We start from the raw sequence: 18,337 nt of genomic DNA, 5'->3' as shown, positions 1-18,337 counted from the left end.
TTGCCATCAATCAATGATCAAGGATTCTAGCGGCTATGCAGCAAACTTCAAGTAAGACTTTAAGTTTGCCTTACAAACTGTGTGCTTACTTACGAGCAGTGACGACAGTCGGTGCCATGGCGAGGGCTCGCTTGGCTTCGATGAAGGTCTTGCTCCAGTAGCTGTCGCCCAGGCTGTCGATCCGCACACCACCGCTGCGGCGGCTGCTGGAATGGATGAACTGGTTGTCGCCCAGGTAGATACCGGCATGGCTGACGCGACCGCGACGACCGTTGGTGCTGAAGAACAGCAGGTCACCGGGCTCCAACTGATTGCGCGCGACCAGTGGGGCATTCACGTTGATCATTTCGCGAGTGGAACGCGGCAGGTTCATGCCGGCCTCTTCGCGGAACAGATAACCGATGAAACCGCTGCAATCGAAGCCGGCTTCAGAAGTACCGCCAAAACGGTAGCGGGTGCCGATCAACGACATACCACGTTCCAGGATGCTGTCAGCCAGTACTGGAAGCTGGTAAGGCTTGCTGCCGGCGAAGGCTGCGAGCTCTTTGTCGGAGGCCATTTCTTCCTGGAACGCAACGGAGGAAGACTGGGCAGTAACGGAATTCTGGACCTGTGGTTGTGGCGCTTGCTGGGACACTGGAGAGTGGGCAGCGCAACCGAACAACAGGGTAACGAGTGCGAGAGGCACGAGGGGTGCGAAGCGATTTAGCATGGGCACGACCGTGGCTGAAGTAGTAAAGATGGCGAGACTATGCCCTCTATCAACCTCATTTGCAAATTCAATCGATGCAAATGTGACTTCTTGATTTCTCGTTTACATCTAAGCGCTTAAGCCCGGTTTGAGTGGGTTGCAGGCCTGCGACCCAGTAAAACCGCGGGCTTCGCCGCACCAAGAACAGGCTATGAGCCATCATCTGGCGACAGTTTTACCAGCCTAAAGTTTCTTTCAAGAAGGGAATGGTCAGCTTGCGCTGGGCCTGGAGAGAGGCCTGGTCGAGACGTTCGAGCAATTCGAACAAGGCGCTCATGCTGCGGGTGCCACGGGTGAGGATGAAATGCCCGACTTCATCGGTCAGGTGCAGGCCACGGCGAGAAGCGCGCAACTGCAATGCACGGAGTTTGTCTTCGTCGGACAGCGGTCGCATCTGGAAAATCAGCGCCAAGGTGAGACGAGACTTGAGGTCCGCCAGTTTCACCGGCAGCTCTCGCGGCGATGTCGAGGCGGCGATCAGCAAGCGCCGGCCACTGTCGCGCAACCGATTGAACAGATGAAACAGTGCCTCTTCCCAATCAGCCTTGCCGGCCACGGCTTGGAGATCGTCCAGGCAGACCAGTTCGTACTGTTCCAGGTTGTCGAGGATTTCAACGCCGCGATCCAGCAACTCAGCCAACGGCAAGTACACCGCCGGTTCGCCCAGTTGCTCGAACCGCAGGCACGCGGCCTGCAACAAGTGCGTGCGCCCTACCCCGTCCTTGCCCCACAGATAAATCAGGCTCTCGGTCCAGCCGGCGTCGGCTTCGCAAAGCCGCTCGACATAGCCGAGTGCAGCGGCATTGGCGCCTGGGTAGTAATTGATAAAGGTGGCGTCATCACGCAGACGCACACCTAGGGGCAGCTGAATCGGTTTCATGCTGACTGAACAGTTCCCAAGGAACCGTTAGTGGCCTCTGTGTAAAGTGCGCAAAGTTTATACCCGTGGCGCGGACCGCACAATGCGCCGGACCACGAGCAAAATCAAAGGTTTGCAGCGGCAAGGCCGTGGAGCGTCAGTTTCCCTGACACCCCGCCGGCCATTTGCCCTACAGATCAGGGTCTTCGGCGCCGCTGTAGATGTCCGAATCCTTGTACAGATCGTGCATATGGCGCACCAGCACCATGATCACCGCCGCCACCGGCAGCGCCAGCAGGATCCCGGTGAAACCGAACAACTCGCCACCGGCCAGGATCGCGAAGATCACCGCCACCGGATGCAGGCCAATCCGATCACCCACCAACAGCGGCGTCAGCACCATGCCCTCCAAGGCCTGCCCGACCATGAACACCGCCACGATGCCGACCATCGGGTACAAGTCGCCGCCGAACTGGAACAGCCCGGCAACCAGCGCCGCGCCAATCCCGATCACGAACCCCATGTAGGGCACGATGGCCGCCAGCCCGGCGATCAAGCCGATCAACAGCCCCAGCTCCAGCCCCACCAGCATCAGCCCGGCCGCATAGATGAAACCCAGGGCCACCATCACCAGCAACTGCCCGCGCACGAACGCCCCCAACACTTCATGGCATTCACCGGTCAGGGTCATGATGCGTTCTTCGCGATGACGCGGCAGCAGGCTGCGGATCTTGGCCATCATCAGGTCCCAGTCCCGCAGCAGATAGAAGGCCACCACCGGAATCAGCACCAGGTTCGCCAGCCAACCCATCAACGCCAAACCCGAGGCCGTGGCCTGGCTCAACACCACGCCGACAATGTCGGTAGTCTGGCCCATGTGCTCGCTGATGGCGGCCTTGACCTTGTCGAACTTCCAGAAACCGTCGGCCAAGCCCAATTTCGACTGCACCCACGGCACCGCGCTGTGCTGCAACCAGTCGAGCATCTGCGGCGCCAATTCGTACAGGCGCACCAGTTGCTTGGCGAGCATCGGTATCAGCACCAGTAACAGAGCGCTCACAATCAGTGTGAACAGCGCAAACACCGCCACCACGCCCCAGGTCCGCGACAGGCCGAGTTTTTCCAGGCGATCCACCACCGGATCGAACAGATAGGCCAACAACAAGGCAACCAGGAACGGCGTGAGGATCGGGTGCAACAAATAGATAAGCGCGAACAGCAGGGCAACCCCGCCCAACCAGAACCAACGCCGCGTATCGCCCATGAACCACTCCTAGCTATATAAAGAAAGACAACCTACCAGCGGAACCGCAAGTTGGCGGCCGGTGCTGGCGCTGGTGCCGCAACCGGGGTCGAGCCATCGGTGGCGGGCGGCGCCACCGGCACCGGCGCGAGGGCCTCACCGGCTGGAACTTCCTGCAGTTTTGCCAGGGCCAACTGCGCCTTCAATTGTTCGGCGCTGCCGTTGACCCGATAGACGATCCGGTCCCCTTCAACCCGCTGCAACTGCCCAGCGAACGGTTCGAGTAGACGCCCTAGCGCCGCATAACGCTCCAGGTTCATGCCCTGCACCTCCAACAGTTGCTCGGTGGCCACGCCCGGCTTGGCAACGAAACGCGGCGCCAGCCGCTGACTCACCGCAAGCATGACCGCATCGGCCAAGGCCGCAGGATCGGCGCCCTGGGCCGTGCCCTGCTCGCGCTGATCCCCCAGCCACAGGCGCCAGGTGCCATGCCACTGGCCGCCCTCTTCCTTGGCATGCACCGCCAGCAAGGCATCCGTCGCGTAGCGCTCCGAGGCATCGCGCAACGGCGCCGGGTCGCTGCCTTCCAGGTTCGGCGCGGTGGCGACGATCTGCTCGCTCAAATCCGCCAGCGGCAGGTGCAGTGCCAGGCCCCGATGCTGCGCGGCACGCCGCAGCGGCATGGCGCTGGCCTGGCCGTCGCCCACCAGGCTGGAGCCCTCGGCCGAATCGTTCAGCCACCAGCCCAGGATCGATGGCCGGTTCGCGCTCCACAACGACAAGCCTGCCGAGCGCAATGCCCGATCGGTGCTCGCCGGGTCGAAGTCCACCTTGAGGCTTTCCGGCGGGCCGGCGTCGTAGCCATATTGAAGAATGATCTGTTGCGGGTCCTGGCGAATGGCCGCCAACCCGGGGTTCTGGGCCGCCTTGGCGTCGCCGGTCAGGCGCAGCACCAGCGTGTCCAGGGCGCGCAGCGTCGCCTGGTTGCGCTCCTCCGGCGTCTGGCTGGTGACCGGTTCGAGCACTTGATAGAGGCCATTGACGGTTTCGGCATGGCTCGCCAGGCTGATCAACGACAAGCAGGCCACGGACAAGAATTTCAACAAACGCATGGAAGATTCCCGGACATAACGGCTGGAACAGGCCGTGTGAAGAAGATTGAGCATGGCTGTGACCACAGCACCCGGCAAAACATTCACACCCCCGGTGGAAGTTTCGCACGGTCATCACCATAACCGGTTACCGCTACACCTTATACAGAGGCGTTGCGCAGTACCAATATAAGAAATATCGGTTTTTTTCCGTGGATTATGTCCCTGCCCGTCGGCGCGAGGATGGCCGCTGCCCCTCAAGCCTGATAAAATCGCGCGCCTTCGCAGACCGGCAATGGCTGGGCTCCCGGAATAATTCGTACAACGGTTATTCAATGGCCCCGGCGTCGGTCGTTACCCAGAAATCCCCCCTAAAGGCCTGGATCATGAGCAAGCAACCCTCCCTGAGCTACAAGGACGCCGGTGTAGACATCGACGCCGGTGAAGCATTGGTCGAACGCATCAAGAGCGTCGCCAAGCGCACTGCGCGTCCGGAAGTCATGGGCGGCCTGGGCGGTTTCGGCGCCCTCTGCGAGATCCCGGCCGGCTACAAGCAACCGGTCCTGGTCTCGGGCACCGACGGCGTCGGCACCAAGCTGCGCCTGGCCCTGAACCTGAACAAGCACGACAGCATCGGCATCGACCTGGTGGCCATGTGCGTGAACGACCTGGTGGTCTGCGGCGCCGAGCCACTGTTCTTCCTTGACTACTACGCCACCGGCAAACTGAACGTCGACACCGCCGCCCAAGTGGTGACCGGCATCGGCGCTGGCTGCGAATTGTCCGGCTGCTCCCTGGTCGGCGGCGAAACCGCTGAAATGCCCGGCATGTACGAAGGCGAAGACTACGACCTGGCCGGCTTCTGCGTCGGCGTCGTGGAAAAAGCCGAGATCATCGACGGTTCGAAAGTCGCTGCCGGCGACGCCCTGCTCGCCCTGCCGTCCTCCGGCCCGCACTCCAACGGCTACTCGCTGATCCGCAAGATCATCGAAGTCTCGGGTGCCGACATTGAAAACACCCAGCTCGACGGCAAGCCACTGGCCGACCTGCTGATGGCCCCGACCCGCATCTACGTCAAGCCGCTGCTCAAGCTGATCAAGGACACCGGCGCCGTCAAGGCCATGGCCCACATCACCGGTGGTGGCCTGCTGGACAACATCCCGCGCGTGCTGCCAAAAGGCGCCCAGGCCGTGGTCGACGTGGCGAGCTGGACCCGCCCGGCGGTGTTCGACTGGCTGCAAGAGAAAGGCAATGTCGATGAAACCGAAATGCACCGCGTGCTGAACTGCGGCGTGGGCATGGTCATCTGCGTAGCCCAGGAGCACGTCGAGACCGCCCTGAACGTCCTGCGTGAAGCCGGCGAGCAGCCTTGGGTCATCGGCCAGATCGCCACCGCGGCCGAAGGCGCTGCACAGGTCGAGCTGAAAAACCTTAAGGCGCACTGATGTCCGCAACCTGTGACGTGGTGGTGCTGCTGTCCGGCACCGGCAGCAACTTGCAGGCCTTGATCGACAGCACGCGGACCGGCGACAGCCCGGTCCGTATCCGCGCGGTGATTTCCAACCGCGCCGATGCCTACGGCCTGCAACGCGCCAGGGACGCAGGGATTGACACCCGCGTCCTCGATCACAAGGCGTTCGAGGGCCGCGAAGCCTTTGACGCCGCGCTGATGGAACAGATCGACACCTTCAATCCGCAACTGGTCGTACTCGCTGGCTTCATGCGCATCCTCAGCGCTGGCTTCGTGCGTCACTACCAGGGCCGCCTGTTCAATATCCATCCCTCGCTGCTGCCCAAATACAAAGGGTTACACACTCACCAGCGCGCGCTGGAGGCCGGAGACACCGAGCATGGCTGCTCCGTGCACTTTGTCACCGAGGAACTCGATGGCGGACCACTGGTCGTACAGGCAGTAATACCGGTAGAGTTGCACGACACGCCGCAAAGCCTGGCGCAACGGGTTCACGCCCGCGAGCACCAGATCTACCCGATGGCCGTGCGTTGGTTTGCCGAAGGACGGTTGACCCTCGACGATCGCGGTGCCTCACTGGACGGCCAGTTACTCGCCGCCAGCGGCCATTTGATTCGATACTAGGAGATTTTATGCGTCGCGCCCTGCTCTTCGCTTGCGCTCTGCTTGCCTTGCCCCTGGCACAGGCCGCAGAACTTCAACCGTTCTCCGCCAGCTACACCGCCGACTGGAAACAGTTGCCCATGAGCGGCACCGCCGAGCGCAACCTGACCAAGGAAGCCAACGGCACCTGGAAGCTGAGCTTCAAGGCTTCGATGATGATCGCCAGCCTGACCGAAGAAAGCACCCTGACCCTGGACAAGGACACTCTGCTGCCGCAGTCCTACCACTTCGAACGGGGTGGCCTGGGCAAGGCCAAGAAGGCCGACCTGGACTTCGACTGGAATACCAAGATGGTCACCGGCACCGATCGCGGTGACGCGGTCAAGCTGCCGCTCAACCGGGGCATGGTCGATAAATCCACTTACCAGTTGGCCCTGCAACATGACGTGGCGGCTGGCAAGAAAAGCATGAGCTATCAGGTCGTGGACGATGGCGAAATCGATACCTATGACTTCCGTGTCCTGGGCTCGGAGAAGGTCGACACCAAGGCCGGCCAGATCGATGCGATCAAGGTCGAGCGCGTGCGCGACCCGACACAAAGCAAGCGCATCACCGTGCTCTGGTTCGCCAAGGACTGGGATTACCTGCTGGTGCGCCTGCAACAGGTCGAGACCGACGGCAAGGAGTACAACATCATGCTCCAGGACGGCACGGTCAACGGCAAGGCTGTGAAAGGCAGCTGATCCAAGCCGATAACAAGAAGCCCCGCACATGCGGGGCTTTTTGTTGCCCGAGTTTCAAACCCACCACCTACCCCCTGTGGGAGCGAGCTTGCTCGCGATGACGGCTTCACAGTCAACATCACCACCAACTGATACACCGCTATCGCGAGCAAGCTCGCTCCCACAGGGGGGGTTTGCTTTCAATCAAGGACTGCGCTGCAACATGAAAACTTCTTCATGCACGCCACCTGCGACCGAATGCCGCGCACTGCCTGGCCTGCAGGATTGTTGCGCTTTGCATGAAAACTTCTTAACGAACCGAGGCATTTACTTAGCACGCTATCCAAACCTATAACAAAGTCCTGCACACGCCTTGCTGCAGATAACAGAGATTGGAGCTTGCAAGATGACTGTGAAAGTAACTGAACGCGACGACGCCCATATGTCCCACGAAGGCATTGCCGCCGGCATTCGGATTTGGGACGTGCATCAACAGGATCTACTGGTGGGGATGTTCCACTCCGAAACGGACGCCCACAGCTACAAGGCTGAGCTGGAGCGTGAAGAACGACTGCGCTCGCGTGAAATGGCAGAATCCTGAATTCCTGAATTCCTGAATTCCTGAATTACAGAAACACCTGTGGGAGCGAGCTTGCTCGCGATAGCGGTATATCAGTGACAGAGACATGGACTGATATGACGCCATCGCGAGCAAGCTCGCTCCCACAGGTTTTGTGGTCAGATCACCCTTACCACATCAAATCATCAGGAATCTGATACGCCGCGTACGGATCATCGGCATCCACTTCTTCGGTCTGGGTATTGAGCTGGACGATGCGCTTGGGGTCGCGTTCCTGGATCTTCAGGGCTGCCTCGCGCGGGATCACTTCGTAGCCGCCGGCGTGGTGGACGATCGCCAGGGAGCCACTGCTCAACTTGTTACGCATCAGGGTATTGACCGAGATGCGCTTGACCTTCTTGTCGTCAACGAAGTTGTAATAGTCCTCGGTGGTCAGCTTCGGCAGGCGCGAGACTTCGATCAATTGCTTGATCTGCGCGGCCCGGGCCTTCTGCTCGACCTTTTCCTGCTGCTGCCGGTTGAGTTCCTGGTCGCGCTTGACCTTTTCGGCCATCGCTTCCTGGGCGGCACGCTGCTGGGAATCATCCAGTTCTATCTGGCCTTTATGGGCCAGGCGTTGCTGCTTCTGTTTCTCTTTGCCGACCTGCTTGGCCTGCTTTTGGTTGACCAGCCCTGCTTTGAGCAACTGGTCGCGAAGGGAAAGGCTCATGGTGCTTACTCACTTAGGCAACGGCCTCAGCCACAGCTGGGCAAATTCTTTTCCTGACGTTTGGCTTCGCCCCACAAGGCGTCCAACTCTTCGAGGGTGCAATCTTCCATGGGACGGTGGGTGTCGCGCAATGCCTGTTCGATAAATCGGAACCGCCGCTCGAATTTCCCGTTGGCGTCGCGCAGCGCGGTTTCCGGATCGACCTTGAGGTGGCGCGCCAGGTTCACCACGCTGAACAGCAGATCGCCGATCTCGTCGCTGATGGCCACCGGATCGTTGTCGGCCATGGCTTCGAGCACTTCGTCCAGTTCCTCGCGGACTTTATCGAGCACCGGCAAAGGCCCTGGCCAGTCGAAACCGACCTGGCCGGCACGCTTCTGCAGCTTCGCCGAGCGGGACAACGCCGGCAGCGCCCCCGGTACATCGTCGAGTAGCGACAATTGCTCGGGCGCCGAGGCTTTCTCGGCCCGTTCCTCAGCCTTGATTTCTTCCCAGCGCTGCTTGACCTGTTCTTCGCTCAGGCGCGGGATATCCACGGGCGCATACAGGTCACCGGTAGGAAATACATGAGGATGGCGGCGGATCAGCTTGCGGGTAATGCTGTCGACCACGCCAGCGAATTCGAAGCGGTTTTCTTCCCGGGCCAACTGGCTGTAATACACCACCTGGAACAACAGATCGCCCAACTCGCCCTGCAAGTGATCGAAATCGCCGCGCTCGATCGCATCGGCCACCTCGTAGGCTTCTTCAAGCGTATGGGGAACGATGGTGGCGTAGGTTTGCTTGATGTCCCACGGGCAGCCGTACTGCGGGTCCCGCAGGCGGTTCATCAGGTGGAGCAGGTCTTCGAGGCTGTACATCAATCCATCCCATTACAAAAAAGCCCTGTGGGAAATAATTCAATGAGCGCACGCCTGTGGGAGCACGTCTGTGGGAGCAGCCCTGTGGGAGCAAAGCTTGCTCGCGATAACGGTGAGTCAGTCTCCAGATAGGCTGGGACCACTACCACAATCGCGAGCAAGCTTTGCTCCCACAGACTTTGCTCCCACAAACTTTTTCCCACATTTTTGGACTGCGCTTAACCCGGCGTCCGGTTACGCCGGGTCTCGATGATGTTCGGCAACTGGGAAATCCGCCCCAGCAACCGCCCCAGCGCATCCAACCCCGGAATCTCGATGGTCAGGGACATCAGCGCGGTGTTGTCTTCCTTGTTCGAACGGGTGTTGACCGCCAGCACGTTGATCCGCTCGTTCAGCAACACCTGAGAGACGTCACGCAGCAGACCGGATCGGTCGTAGGCGCGGATGACGATGTCCACCGGATAGGTGAGCACCGGCACCGGGCCCCAGCTGACCTGGATGATCCGCTCCGGCTCGCGACCGGCCAGTTGCAGCACCGAGGCACAGTCCTGGCGGTGGATGCTCACGCCGCGGCCCTGGGTGATGTAGCCGACGATCGCATCCCCTGGCAACGGCTGGCAGCAGCCGGCCATCTGGGTCATCAGGTTGCCCACGCCCTGGATCTGGATATCGCCGCGCTTGCCCGGCTTGTAGCCGGTGGCCTTGCGCGGGATCAACTCCAGTTGCTCGTTGCCCCGCTCCGGCTCCACCAGTTGCTGGGCCAGGTTGACCAACTGCGCCAGGCGCAGATCGCCGGCACCGAGGGCGGCAAACATGTCCTCGGCGGTTTTCATGTTGGCTTTTTCGGCCAGCTTGTCGAAGTCAACCTGCGGCAAGCCCAGGCGACCGAGTTCACGCTCGAGCAAGGTCTTGCCGGCGGCGACGTTCTGGTCGCGGGCCTGCAACTTGAACCAGTGAACGATTTTCGCCCGCGCCCGGGAGGTGGTGATGTAGCCCAGGTTCGGGTTTAGCCAGTCACGGCTCGGCGTGCCGTGCTTGCTGGTGATGATCTCGACCTGTTCACCGGTCTGCAGGCTGTAGTTGAGTGGCACGATCCGCCCGTTGATCTTGGCACCGCGGCAGTTGTGGCCGATCTCGGTGTGGACCCGGTAGGCGAAGTCCAGCGGTGTCGCGCCCTTGGGCAGGTCGATCGCGTGGCCGTCGGGGGTGAAGATGTAGACCCGGTCCGGTTCGATGTCGACGCGCAGCTGTTCGGCCAGGCCGCCGATGTCACCCAGTTCCTCATGCCACTCGAGCACCTGACGCAGCCAGGAGATTTTCTCTTCGTAGTGGTTGGACCCGGACTTGACGTCGGTGCCCTTGTATTTCCAGTGGGCGCAGACGCCCAACTCGGCTTCCTCGTGCATGGAGTGGGTGCGGATCTGCACTTCCAGCACCTTGCCCTCGGGGCCGATCACCGCGGTGTGCAACGAGCGATAGCCGTTTTCCTTAGGGTTGGCGATGTAGTCGTCGAACTCCTTGGGAATGTGTCGCCACAAGGTGTGGACGATCCCCAGGGCGGTGTAGCAGTCGCGCATTTCCGGGACCAGTACACGAACGGCGCGAACGTCGTAGATCTGGCTGAACTCCAGGCCCTTGCGCTGCATTTTTCGCCAGATCGAGTAGATGTGCTTGGCCCGGCCACTGATGTCGGCTTCCACGCCCGTGGCCTGCAATTCTTCGCGCAACTGGGTCATCACATCGGTGATGAAGCGCTCGCGATCCAGGCGCCGTTCATGCAACAGCTTGGCGATCTGCTTGTATTGATCGGGTTCCAGGTAGCGGAAGGACAAATCCTCCAGCTCCCACTTGATGTGACCGATGCCGAGACGATGGGCCAGGGGCGCATAGATGTCGAACACCTCCCGGGCGACGCGATTGCGCTTTTCGTCATCGGCGGACTTCACGGCGCGGATCGCACAGGTGCGCTCGGCCAGCTTGATCAGCGCGACGCGCACGTCGTCGACCATCGCTACCAGCATCTTGCGCAGGTTTTCCACCTGGCCCTGGGTGCCCAGCACCATGGACTGGCGCGGGCTGAGGCTGGCGCTGATGGCGGCCATGCGCAGCACGCCGTCGATCAGCTTGGCCACCACGGTGCCAAAGCGCTGGCTGACCACCGGTAGCTGGATCTGCCCTTCGCGCACGCCGCGGTACAGCACCGCCGCCACCAGGGAATCCTGGTCGAGCTTGAGGTCAGCAAGAATTTCGGCGATTTCCAGGCCCGTCTGGAAACTCGAGGTGCCTTCGGACCACAGGTTTTTCGCCGCGTTGTGTTGCTGCTCCGCCTCGCGAGCGAACTCGCAGGCGGCCTTCAAGGCCTCGCGATCCAGTGCCATGTCGACGCTGACCGCATGATCGAGCCAAGCCTCGAGATTGATACTGCCGTCGGTGTTGATCGGCTGGTGTGCTCTCACCTGTACCATCTTTACTTACCTTCCCTACGACGCAGATTCAATGCGTCAACTTCGCTGACCTTTATGCCCGTGTTTGCGCCCAGGACTGTGGCGGATTGGCACGAGCGGGTCAGTCGGACAAGCCATCCTGGCTCGCTTCAAATAACGCCATGGCCTCGACATGCGCCGTTTGAGGAAACATATCGAGAATCCCGGCACGTTTTAACCGGTAGCCCTGCTTGATCAGTTCGACCGTATCCCGGGCCAAAGTTGCCGGGTTGCACGAAACATAAACCAACCGCTTGGCACCCAGGGACGACAGCTTGCGCACCACCTCGAAAGCACCGTCACGGGGTGGGTCCAAGAGTACCGCAGAAAAGCCTTCGCCGATCCATTCGGCATCCGCCAGAGGCTGGGATAAATCGGCCTGAAAAAAGGCAGTGTTATTCAAATTGTTGCTGACGGCATTGGCCGCCGCACGCTCCACCATGGTTTGCACGCCTTCGACGGCCACCACTTGGCGCACGCTTTTGGCCAGCGGCAAGGCAAAGTTGCCCAGGCCGCAGAACAGATCCAGCACCCGTTCCTCGGCTCGCGGCGCCAGCCATTGCAGGGCCTGGGCGATCATCGCCTCGTTGACCCCGGCGTTCACCTGGATGAAATCCCCAGGCCGGTACGCCAGCTCAAGGTCCCAGGCGTCCAAGCGAAACCCCAGGGCCTGCCCGGGCTCGACCGGTTGCGGTCCACCTTCACCGTGCAACCACAACTGGGCTTCATGAAACGCGCAGAAATCCTTGAGGATCGTCAGGTCGGCCTCCGACAGCGGCGCCATGTGGCGCAGCAATACCGCGATAGCCGAGCCGGCGAACAATTCCACATGCCCCAACGCCTGGGGTTTGCTCAAACGTCGAAGCATCTCCGGCAGGCGACTCATGATCGGCTGCAAGGGCTGTACCAGCACCGGGCAATCACCAATGGCGACGATGTCCTGGGTGCCAGCGGCGCGGAAACCCACTTCGAGCTTTTTCGCCTTCTGGTCCCAACGCACTGCCACCCGGGCGCGACGTCGATAACCAAACTCCGGCCCGCTCAACGGCGCGGCCCATTCATCCGGCTCGACCCCGGCCACCCGCGACAACTGCTCGGCGAGCATGCGCTGTTTCAGGGCGAGTTGTTCGTCATGGGGCAAATGTTGGACGCTGCAACCGCCGCAACGACCGGCATGGATGCACGGCGCCGGGCGACGCAGTTCACTGGACACGAACACCCGCTCGGTGCGGGCCTCAACCACTTTGCCGTGGGCACCGAGCACCCGCGCCTCGACCTCTTCACCGGCCAGGGCGCCGATGACGAACCAGGTCCGGCCATCGACGAACGCAATGCCTCGGCCATCGTTGGCCAGGCGTTCAATGGTCAAGCGCTGCTTCTTACCGGTGGGCACCTGCGGGGCCCGGCTTCCGCCGCTGGGCTGGAAGCGCAAGCCTCTTTCTTGCTTGGCCATCAGTTGGGCGCGTCGAAAATGCCGGTCGACAGATAACGGTCGCCACGGTCACAGATGATCGCGACGATCACCGCATTCTCCACTTCCTTGGACAAGCGCAGCATCCCCGCCACGGCACCGCCCGAAGACACGCCACAAAAGATGCCTTCTTCGCGCGCCAGGCGACGGGTCACGTCCTCGGCTTCGCTCTGGGCCATGTCGATGATGCGGTCCACGCGGTCGGCCTGGTAGATCTTTGGCAGATACTCTTCGGGCCAGCGGCGGATGCCGGGGATGGCCGAGCCTTCCATCGGTTGCAGACCAATGATCTGCACGTTCGGGTTCTGTTCTTTCAGGTAGCGCGAGGTGCCCATGATGGTACCGGTGGTGCCCATCGAGCTGACGAAATGAGTGATCGTGCCGTCGGTCTGGCGCCAGATCTCAGGGCCGGTGGTGGTGTAGTGGGCCTCGGGATTGTCGCCGTTGGCGAATTGATCCAGCACTTTGCCACGCCCCTCGGCCTGCATGCGCTCAGCCAGGTCCCGGGCGCCTTCCATGCCCTGCTCCTGAGTCACCAGGATCAACTCGGCGCCGTAGGCCGTCATCGCCGCCTTGCGCTCGGCACTGGAGTTGTCGGGCATGATCAGGATCATCTTGTAGTCCTTGATCGCCGCCGCCATCGCCAAGGCAATACCGGTGTTGCCGGAGGTCGCCTCGATCAGCGTATCGCCGGGCCGGATCTGCCCGCGTAATTCACCACGGGTGATCATCGACAACGCCGGCCGGTCCTTGACCGAACCCGCCGGGTTATTCCCTTCGAGCTTGAGCAAAAGCGTATTGGTGGTCACGCCGGGCAAGCGCTGCAAGCGGACCAGCGGAGTGTTGCCGACGCAATCGGCGATGGTGGGGTACTGCAAAGTCATGGCGTATTCGCAATCCGGGCTGCGGGGGCGCCTATCATACCGGCAAACCCGGCGAGGCCATATCACGCAAAGTAAGGGGGTTATGGCTTATGGGAATAAGCGAGGCGGAAGCCGGGGGCGCTGCTGGATGGAGGAGCTTGTCCCCCGCCACCAAATCCGCGCTCGCGCACGTGATGCTCAGGCCTATGTGGTCGATTCCGTACTCCACACAACCTTTTTCCTACAGGCCTGAGCGCTCAAATCATGCATGTATCTCTGTTGTAAGTACCGTCCGTAGGCACTCTTCCTGTCTGTTTGTGGGCTCGTTCCTTTTATATCGACGACCAGGCATTTAAAGCTATCTGGCTTTGCACCGCGTTCTTTACAGTCGTACCGCTAAACGTATTATTAGTAGGTGTTGAGCAATAACGATGGTCGACGCGAAACAAAAAGATCCACACCCCAGCGCTCGGCGCGCTTGCGGGCAACGCTTGCGTAACCTATTGGAAGAGTACGACATCTCTCCCTCAGGATTTGCCGAGGTGCTCGGTATCAGCCCTCAATGCCTGACTAACTGGAGCGCGCGGGGTATACCTCGGCTGCGGGTGGAGCAATTGGCGCGTTTGCTGAGTGTCAGTGAAGTGTGGCTGGTGACTGGGGAGGGTGAGCGGGCACGTGACCTACATCGGCAGGTAGAACAGGATCAAACTGGTTCGGGGGGGTGACTGGAGTGCATTTCCGACGAAGACACCCTCCTCCACTTGCGTCGCCTGTTTGGAAAACATGAATTGGCTGTCGGCATCCTGGTCGTGATCAATGGCTATTGGGTGACCGGATCTCATCAGCAGACAGCCAGTTGAGCGAATATTCAAGATCGCCTCATGGGAGGCTATCACTGCAGATCGCAGTGCTAGACCCGGCAGGCGCAAATGCGGGCAGCGAGGTGAGTCTGGCCGGGGACCGCATACCTGGAACCGGCCCCTATCTGCCACTCAAATCTATATAACCCGAACGTAAAATACCCCCTCAATTTTCTGGTCGTCGATAGTTATGACATTAAAACTACCTTTGTATTTTTTTTGCATCCAGAATATCTCAAGAATTAAAACTCCGTTTTCGCGATATCCTCAAACCCGTTAAAATCCAGTTCTATCCGAATGTTATGTTGCTCAATGTCATAGGTACCAGGTTCTACCACGAAGTGGAACTGCATTATAATTGCACCTTGACCCTTCTTTATATACGCCACGAAGCCTTCAGGCTTACTCAGAATATACATATTCTCGGCCGTAATAGTGACCTGCCCATTAATTGTCGCCGTCATTAAGCCGCTCGCATTAGGCTATAGGAGCAGCCTTTTTCACTTTTATCTTTTCTTTGTCGCTCCGGGTGTTCATGTTTTTCTCCCGATGTCGTTATATAACTCAACGACACCGAGCTTAAGCAACAGAAAAAAACAACACCTGTCAAGGTTGACAGTCCCGACCGATGGTCAATGGGCGAGCCTGAGCCGACACATGCTCGGATGTTGCCTACGGTCAACTACGAGATTGACTTCAGACGTCACCGCCGCCTTTCACTGTGGGCATTGCCCAGCACTACCGATGCACAGCGGACATAAATTTTACAAAGATCCCCCGCCCGCAAATCGCTACACTGCGCAGGTGGTGCGTGCCGGATGCGCGCACAGTTCAATCAGACCGCTGGATGCAGGAGACAAGTGTGCTCAAGAAACTGGGAATCAAAGGCCGTGTGCTGTTGCTCACGCTGTTGCCGACCAGCCTGATGGCGCTGGTCCTGGGCGGCTATTTCACCTGGATGCAGCAAGCGGACCTGCACGCCCAATTGCTGCAACGGGGCGAGATGATCGCCGAGCAACTGGCCCCGCTGGTCGCCCCGGCCATGAGCCGCCAGGACACCGATCTGTTGGAGCGCATCGCCACCCAGTCTCTCGAACAGACGGACGTGCGCGCCGTGACCTTCCTCGCCCCCGACCGCGCGCCGCTGGCCCACGCCGGCCCGACCATGCTCAACCGGGCACCGGAGGGCAACAGTGCGCAGTTGCTGCAACGCACCGGCAACGACGCTACGCGTTATCTATTGCCGGTATTCGGCAAGCACCGCAACCTGGCGGGCGAACTGATTCCCGAAGAAACCGACCGCCTGCTGGGCTGGGTCGAGTTGGAGTTGTCCCACAGCGGCATGTTGCTAAGCGGTTATCGCAGTATGTTCGCCAGCCTGCTGTTGATCGCCGCCTGCCTGGGCCTGACCGCGCTGCTGGCCCTGCGCATGGGGCGCACGATCAACCGTCCGCTGAGCCAGATCAAGCACGCCGTGGCGCAACTCAAGGACGGTCACCTGGAAACCCGCCTGCCACCGCTGGGCAGCCAGGAGCTGGACGAGCTGGCCTCGGGCATCAATCGCATGGCCAGCACTTTGCAGAACGCCCAGGAAGAATTGCAGCACAGCATCGACCAAGCCACTGAAGACGTGCGCCAGAACCTGGAAACCATCGAGATCCAGAACATCGAGCTGGACCTTGCCCGCAAGGAAGCCCTGGAAGCGAGCCGGATCAAATCCGAGTTCCTGGCAAACATGAGCCATGAAATTCGCACACCGCTCAACGGCATTCTCGGTTTTACCCACCTGTTGCAGAAAAGCGAACTGACCCCGCGCCAGCTCGACTACTTGGGCACCATCGAGAAATCCGCCGACAGCCTGCTGGGGATCATCAATGAAATCCTCGACTTTTCGAAGATCGAGGCCGGCAAGCTGGTGCTCGACAGTATTCCGTTCAATCTGCGGGACCTGTTGCAGGACACCCTGACCATCCTTGCCCCCGCCGCCCACGCCAAGCAGTTGGAACTGGTGAGTTTGGTCTATCGGGACACGCCGCTGTCGCTGGTGGGCGATCCACTGCGCCTCAAGCAGATCCTCACCAACCTGGTGAGCAACGCCATCAAGTTTACCCGCGAGGGCACCATCGTCGCCCGGGCCATGCTCGAGGACGAGCACGAAGACAGCGTGCAGTTGCGCATCAGCATCCAGGACACCGGCATCGGCCTGTCCAGCCAGGACGTGCGGGCGTTGTTCCAAGCGTTCAGCCAGGCTGACAACTCACTATCGCGGCAACCGGGTGGCACCGGCTTGGGCCTGGTGATTTCCAAGCGCCTGGTGGAACAGATGGGTGGCGAGATCGGCGTCGATAGCACACCGGGGGAAGGCTCGGAGTTCTGGATCAGCCTGCGCCTGCCCAAGACCCGTGACGATGCCGAAGACCTGCCCGGCCCGCCGTTGCTGGGCCGGCGCGTGGCGGTACTGGAGAACCATGAACTGGCCCGCCAGGCCTTGCAGCACCAGCTCGAAGACTGCGGCCTGCAAGTGACGCCGTTCAACACCCTGGAGAGCCTGACCAACGGCATCACCGTCGCCCACCAGACCGACCAGGCGATCGATCTGGCCGTGCTGGGCATCACCAGCAACGACATGCCGCCGGAGCGCCTCAACCAGCACATCTGGGACCTTGAGCACCTGGGCTGCAAAGTGCTCGTGCTGTGCCCCACCACCGAGCAGACGCTGTACCACCTCTCGGTGCCCAACCCGCACAGTCAGTTGCAGGCCAAGCCGGCCTGCACCCGCAAGTTGCGCCGCTCGCTGTCCGACCTGGTCAACCCGCGCCCGACCCGCAGCGAACCCAGCGAGCCGGTTGCCAGCCGTGCCCCGAAAGTGCTGTGCGTGGACGACAACCCGGCCAACCTGCTGCTGGTGCAGACCCTGCTCGAAGACATGGGCGCCAAGGTGCTGGCGGTGGAAAGCGGCTACGCGGCGGTCAAGGCCGTGCAGAAGGAAACCTTCGACCTGGTGTTGATGGACGTGCAGATGCCCGGCATGGACGGTCGCCAGAGCACCGAGGCGATCCGCCAGTGGGAAAGCGAGCGGCACTGCACGCCGCTGCCCATCGTCGCCCTCACCGCCCACGCCATGGCCAACGAAAAACGCGCCCTGCTGCAAAGCGGCATGGACGACTACCTGACCAAACCCATCAGCGAACGGCAACTGGCCCAGGTGGTGCTCAAATGGACTGGCCTGGCCCTGCGCAACCAGTCGCCGGAGCGCAGCAGCGATGCCCAGGGTGGCAGCGAACTGTTGGTGCTCGATCACGAAGAAGGCTTGCGCTTGGCCGCTGGCAAGGCTGACCTGGCAGCGGACATGCTGGCGATGCTGCTGGCGTCCCTGGAAGCCGACCGTGAGGCGATCCGCCAGGCCTGCGAGGCCAACGATCACAACGCCCTGATCGAACGGGTCCACCGCCTGCACGGTGCCACTCGCTACTGCGGCGTGCCGCAATTGCGGGCGGCCTGCCAGCGCAGCGAAACCCTGCTCAAGCAGCAGGACCCCAAGGCTGCCGTCGCCCTGGAAGAATTGGAGCGTGCCATCAACCGCCTGGCCAGCGAGGCGCGTATCAGTGCCTGATCCAGGGCAATACCCCTGGACCCGGAATCGCTGAAAATCCATGCTCCTACCCCGGACTGTAGGAGCTGACGAGTGCAACGAGGCTGCGATCTTACCCCTGGCGATTGAATCGCAAGCGAAAGATCGCAGCCTCGCTTCGCTCGACAGCTCCTACGGGT

The 18,337-nt window shown here is 60.9% G+C and carries 14 protein-coding genes; 5 read left to right on the top strand and 9 right to left on the bottom strand.

Features of this window, described 5'->3' with window-relative positions; translation table 11 throughout:
- Nucleotides 1-85: 85 nt before the first annotated feature.
- The 4 genes from AB4N80_RS12855 to AB4N80_RS12840 form a co-directional block, all read right to left on the bottom strand.
- Nucleotides 86-712 (bottom strand): C40 family peptidase, encoded by a 627-nt coding sequence (locus AB4N80_RS12855; protein WP_072411813.1) that lies wholly within the window; start codon nt 710-712, stop codon nt 86-88.
- Between the two features lie 214 nt (nt 713-926).
- Nucleotides 927-1,631, bottom strand: coding sequence for a DnaA regulatory inactivator Hda (gene hda, locus AB4N80_RS12850; protein ID WP_003178999.1), 705 nt, complete (start codon nt 1,629-1,631; stop codon nt 927-929).
- Nucleotides 1,632-1,800: 169 nt separating this feature from the next.
- Complete coding sequence (locus AB4N80_RS12845; protein ID WP_122569227.1) at nt 1,801-2,874, bottom strand: AI-2E family transporter; 1,074 nt, start codon at nt 2,872-2,874, stop codon at nt 1,801-1,803.
- A gap of 32 nt (nt 2,875-2,906) precedes the next feature.
- Nucleotides 2,907-3,965: a DUF2066 domain-containing protein gene (locus tag AB4N80_RS12840; RefSeq protein ID WP_305468101.1), complete on the bottom strand. Its 1,059-nt coding sequence runs from the start codon at nt 3,963-3,965 to the stop codon at nt 2,907-2,909.
- 365 nt (nt 3,966-4,330) lie between these two features.
- On the opposite strand from AB4N80_RS12840, the gene purM reads away from it, so the two are divergent.
- The 4 genes from purM (at nt 4,331) to AB4N80_RS12820 (ending at nt 7,341) form a co-directional block, all read left to right on the top strand.
- Nucleotides 4,331-5,389 (top strand): phosphoribosylformylglycinamidine cyclo-ligase, encoded by a 1,059-nt coding sequence (purM, locus tag AB4N80_RS12835; protein WP_003204658.1) that lies wholly within the window; start codon nt 4,331-4,333, stop codon nt 5,387-5,389.
- Nucleotides 5,389-6,039, top strand: coding sequence for a phosphoribosylglycinamide formyltransferase (purN, locus tag AB4N80_RS12830; protein WP_122569230.1), 651 nt, complete (start codon nt 5,389-5,391; stop codon nt 6,037-6,039). Before purM ends, purN begins: the two co-directional genes overlap by 1 nt.
- Nucleotides 6,040-6,047: 8 nt before the next feature.
- Entirely contained in the window at nt 6,048-6,761 is a 714-nt protein-coding gene (locus AB4N80_RS12825; RefSeq protein WP_122569231.1) for a DUF3108 domain-containing protein, read from the top strand.
- Between the two features lie 385 nt (nt 6,762-7,146).
- Nucleotides 7,147-7,341 carry a hypothetical protein gene (locus tag AB4N80_RS12820; RefSeq protein ID WP_025215049.1) on the top strand — a complete coding sequence of 65 codons (195 nt, stop codon included), beginning with the start codon at nt 7,147-7,149 and terminating at the stop codon, nt 7,339-7,341.
- Nucleotides 7,342-7,489: 148 nt separating this feature from the next.
- Here AB4N80_RS12820 and AB4N80_RS12815 read toward each other — a convergent pair whose 3' ends face one another.
- The 5 genes from AB4N80_RS12815 to cysM form a co-directional block, all read right to left on the bottom strand.
- Complete coding sequence (locus tag AB4N80_RS12815) at nt 7,490-8,029, bottom strand: DUF2058 domain-containing protein (RefSeq protein WP_053124301.1); 540 nt, start codon at nt 8,027-8,029, stop codon at nt 7,490-7,492.
- Nucleotides 8,030-8,055: 26 nt separating this feature from the next.
- A complete protein-coding gene (gene mazG, locus AB4N80_RS12810; protein WP_122569233.1) occupies nt 8,056-8,889 on the bottom strand; it encodes a nucleoside triphosphate pyrophosphohydrolase in 834 nt (277 codons plus the stop codon).
- A 218-nt stretch (nt 8,890-9,107) separates the two neighbouring features.
- Nucleotides 9,108-11,354: a GTP diphosphokinase gene (gene relA, locus AB4N80_RS12805; protein ID WP_122569234.1), complete on the bottom strand. Its 2,247-nt coding sequence runs from the start codon at nt 11,352-11,354 to the stop codon at nt 9,108-9,110.
- A gap of 100 nt (nt 11,355-11,454) precedes the next feature.
- Nucleotides 11,455-12,825 (bottom strand): 23S rRNA (uracil(1939)-C(5))-methyltransferase RlmD, encoded by a 1,371-nt coding sequence (gene rlmD / locus AB4N80_RS12800; protein ID WP_122569235.1) that lies wholly within the window; start codon nt 12,823-12,825, stop codon nt 11,455-11,457.
- Nucleotides 12,825-13,727 carry a cysteine synthase CysM gene (cysM, locus tag AB4N80_RS12795; protein WP_460082294.1) on the bottom strand — a complete coding sequence of 301 codons (903 nt, stop codon included), beginning with the start codon at nt 13,725-13,727 and terminating at the stop codon, nt 12,825-12,827. Before cysM ends, rlmD begins: the two co-directional genes overlap by 1 nt.
- Nucleotides 13,728-15,428: 1,701 nt before the next feature.
- On the opposite strand from cysM, the gene AB4N80_RS12790 reads away from it, so the two are divergent.
- Entirely contained in the window at nt 15,429-18,179 is a 2,751-nt protein-coding gene (locus tag AB4N80_RS12790; RefSeq protein ID WP_122569238.1) for a response regulator, read from the top strand.
- Nucleotides 18,180-18,337 lie beyond the last annotated feature (158 nt).

Source organism: Pseudomonas sp. H3_A02 (genome assembly GCF_054671965.1).
This window is presented reverse-complemented; position numbering and strand designations above follow the sequence as displayed.

Bases quoted from the DNA above. Each gene is read 5' to 3' on its own strand.
- purM (WP_003204658.1), top strand. From the start codon at position 4,331: ATGAGCAAGCAACCCTCCCTGAGCTACAAGGACGCCGGTGTAGACATC.
- purN (WP_122569230.1), top strand. From the start codon at position 5,389: ATGTCCGCAACCTGTGACGTGGTGGTGCTGCTGTCCGGCACCGGCAGC.
- AB4N80_RS12840 (WP_305468101.1), bottom strand. From the start codon at position 3,965: ATGCGTTTGTTGAAATTCTTGTCCGTGGCCTGCTTGTCGTTGATCAGC.
- AB4N80_RS12825 (WP_122569231.1), top strand. From the start codon at position 6,048: ATGCGTCGCGCCCTGCTCTTCGCTTGCGCTCTGCTTGCCTTGCCCCTG.
- AB4N80_RS12820 (WP_025215049.1), top strand. From the start codon at position 7,147: ATGACTGTGAAAGTAACTGAACGCGACGACGCCCATATGTCCCACGAA.
- mazG (WP_122569233.1), bottom strand. From the start codon at position 8,889: ATGTACAGCCTCGAAGACCTGCTCCACCTGATGAACCGCCTGCGGGAC.
- AB4N80_RS12815 (WP_053124301.1), bottom strand. From the start codon at position 8,029: ATGAGCCTTTCCCTTCGCGACCAGTTGCTCAAAGCAGGGCTGGTCAAC.
- rlmD (WP_122569235.1), bottom strand. From the start codon at position 12,825: ATGGCCAAGCAAGAAAGAGGCTTGCGCTTCCAGCCCAGCGGCGGAAGC.
- relA (WP_122569234.1), bottom strand. From the start codon at position 11,354: ATGGTACAGGTGAGAGCACACCAGCCGATCAACACCGACGGCAGTATC.
- AB4N80_RS12845 (WP_122569227.1), bottom strand. From the start codon at position 2,874: ATGGGCGATACGCGGCGTTGGTTCTGGTTGGGCGGGGTTGCCCTGCTG.
- hda (WP_003178999.1), bottom strand. From the start codon at position 1,631: ATGAAACCGATTCAGCTGCCCCTAGGTGTGCGTCTGCGTGATGACGCC.
- AB4N80_RS12855 (WP_072411813.1), bottom strand. From the start codon at position 712: ATGCTAAATCGCTTCGCACCCCTCGTGCCTCTCGCACTCGTTACCCTG.
- cysM (WP_460082294.1), bottom strand. From the start codon at position 13,727: ATGACTTTGCAGTACCCCACCATCGCCGATTGCGTCGGCAACACTCCG.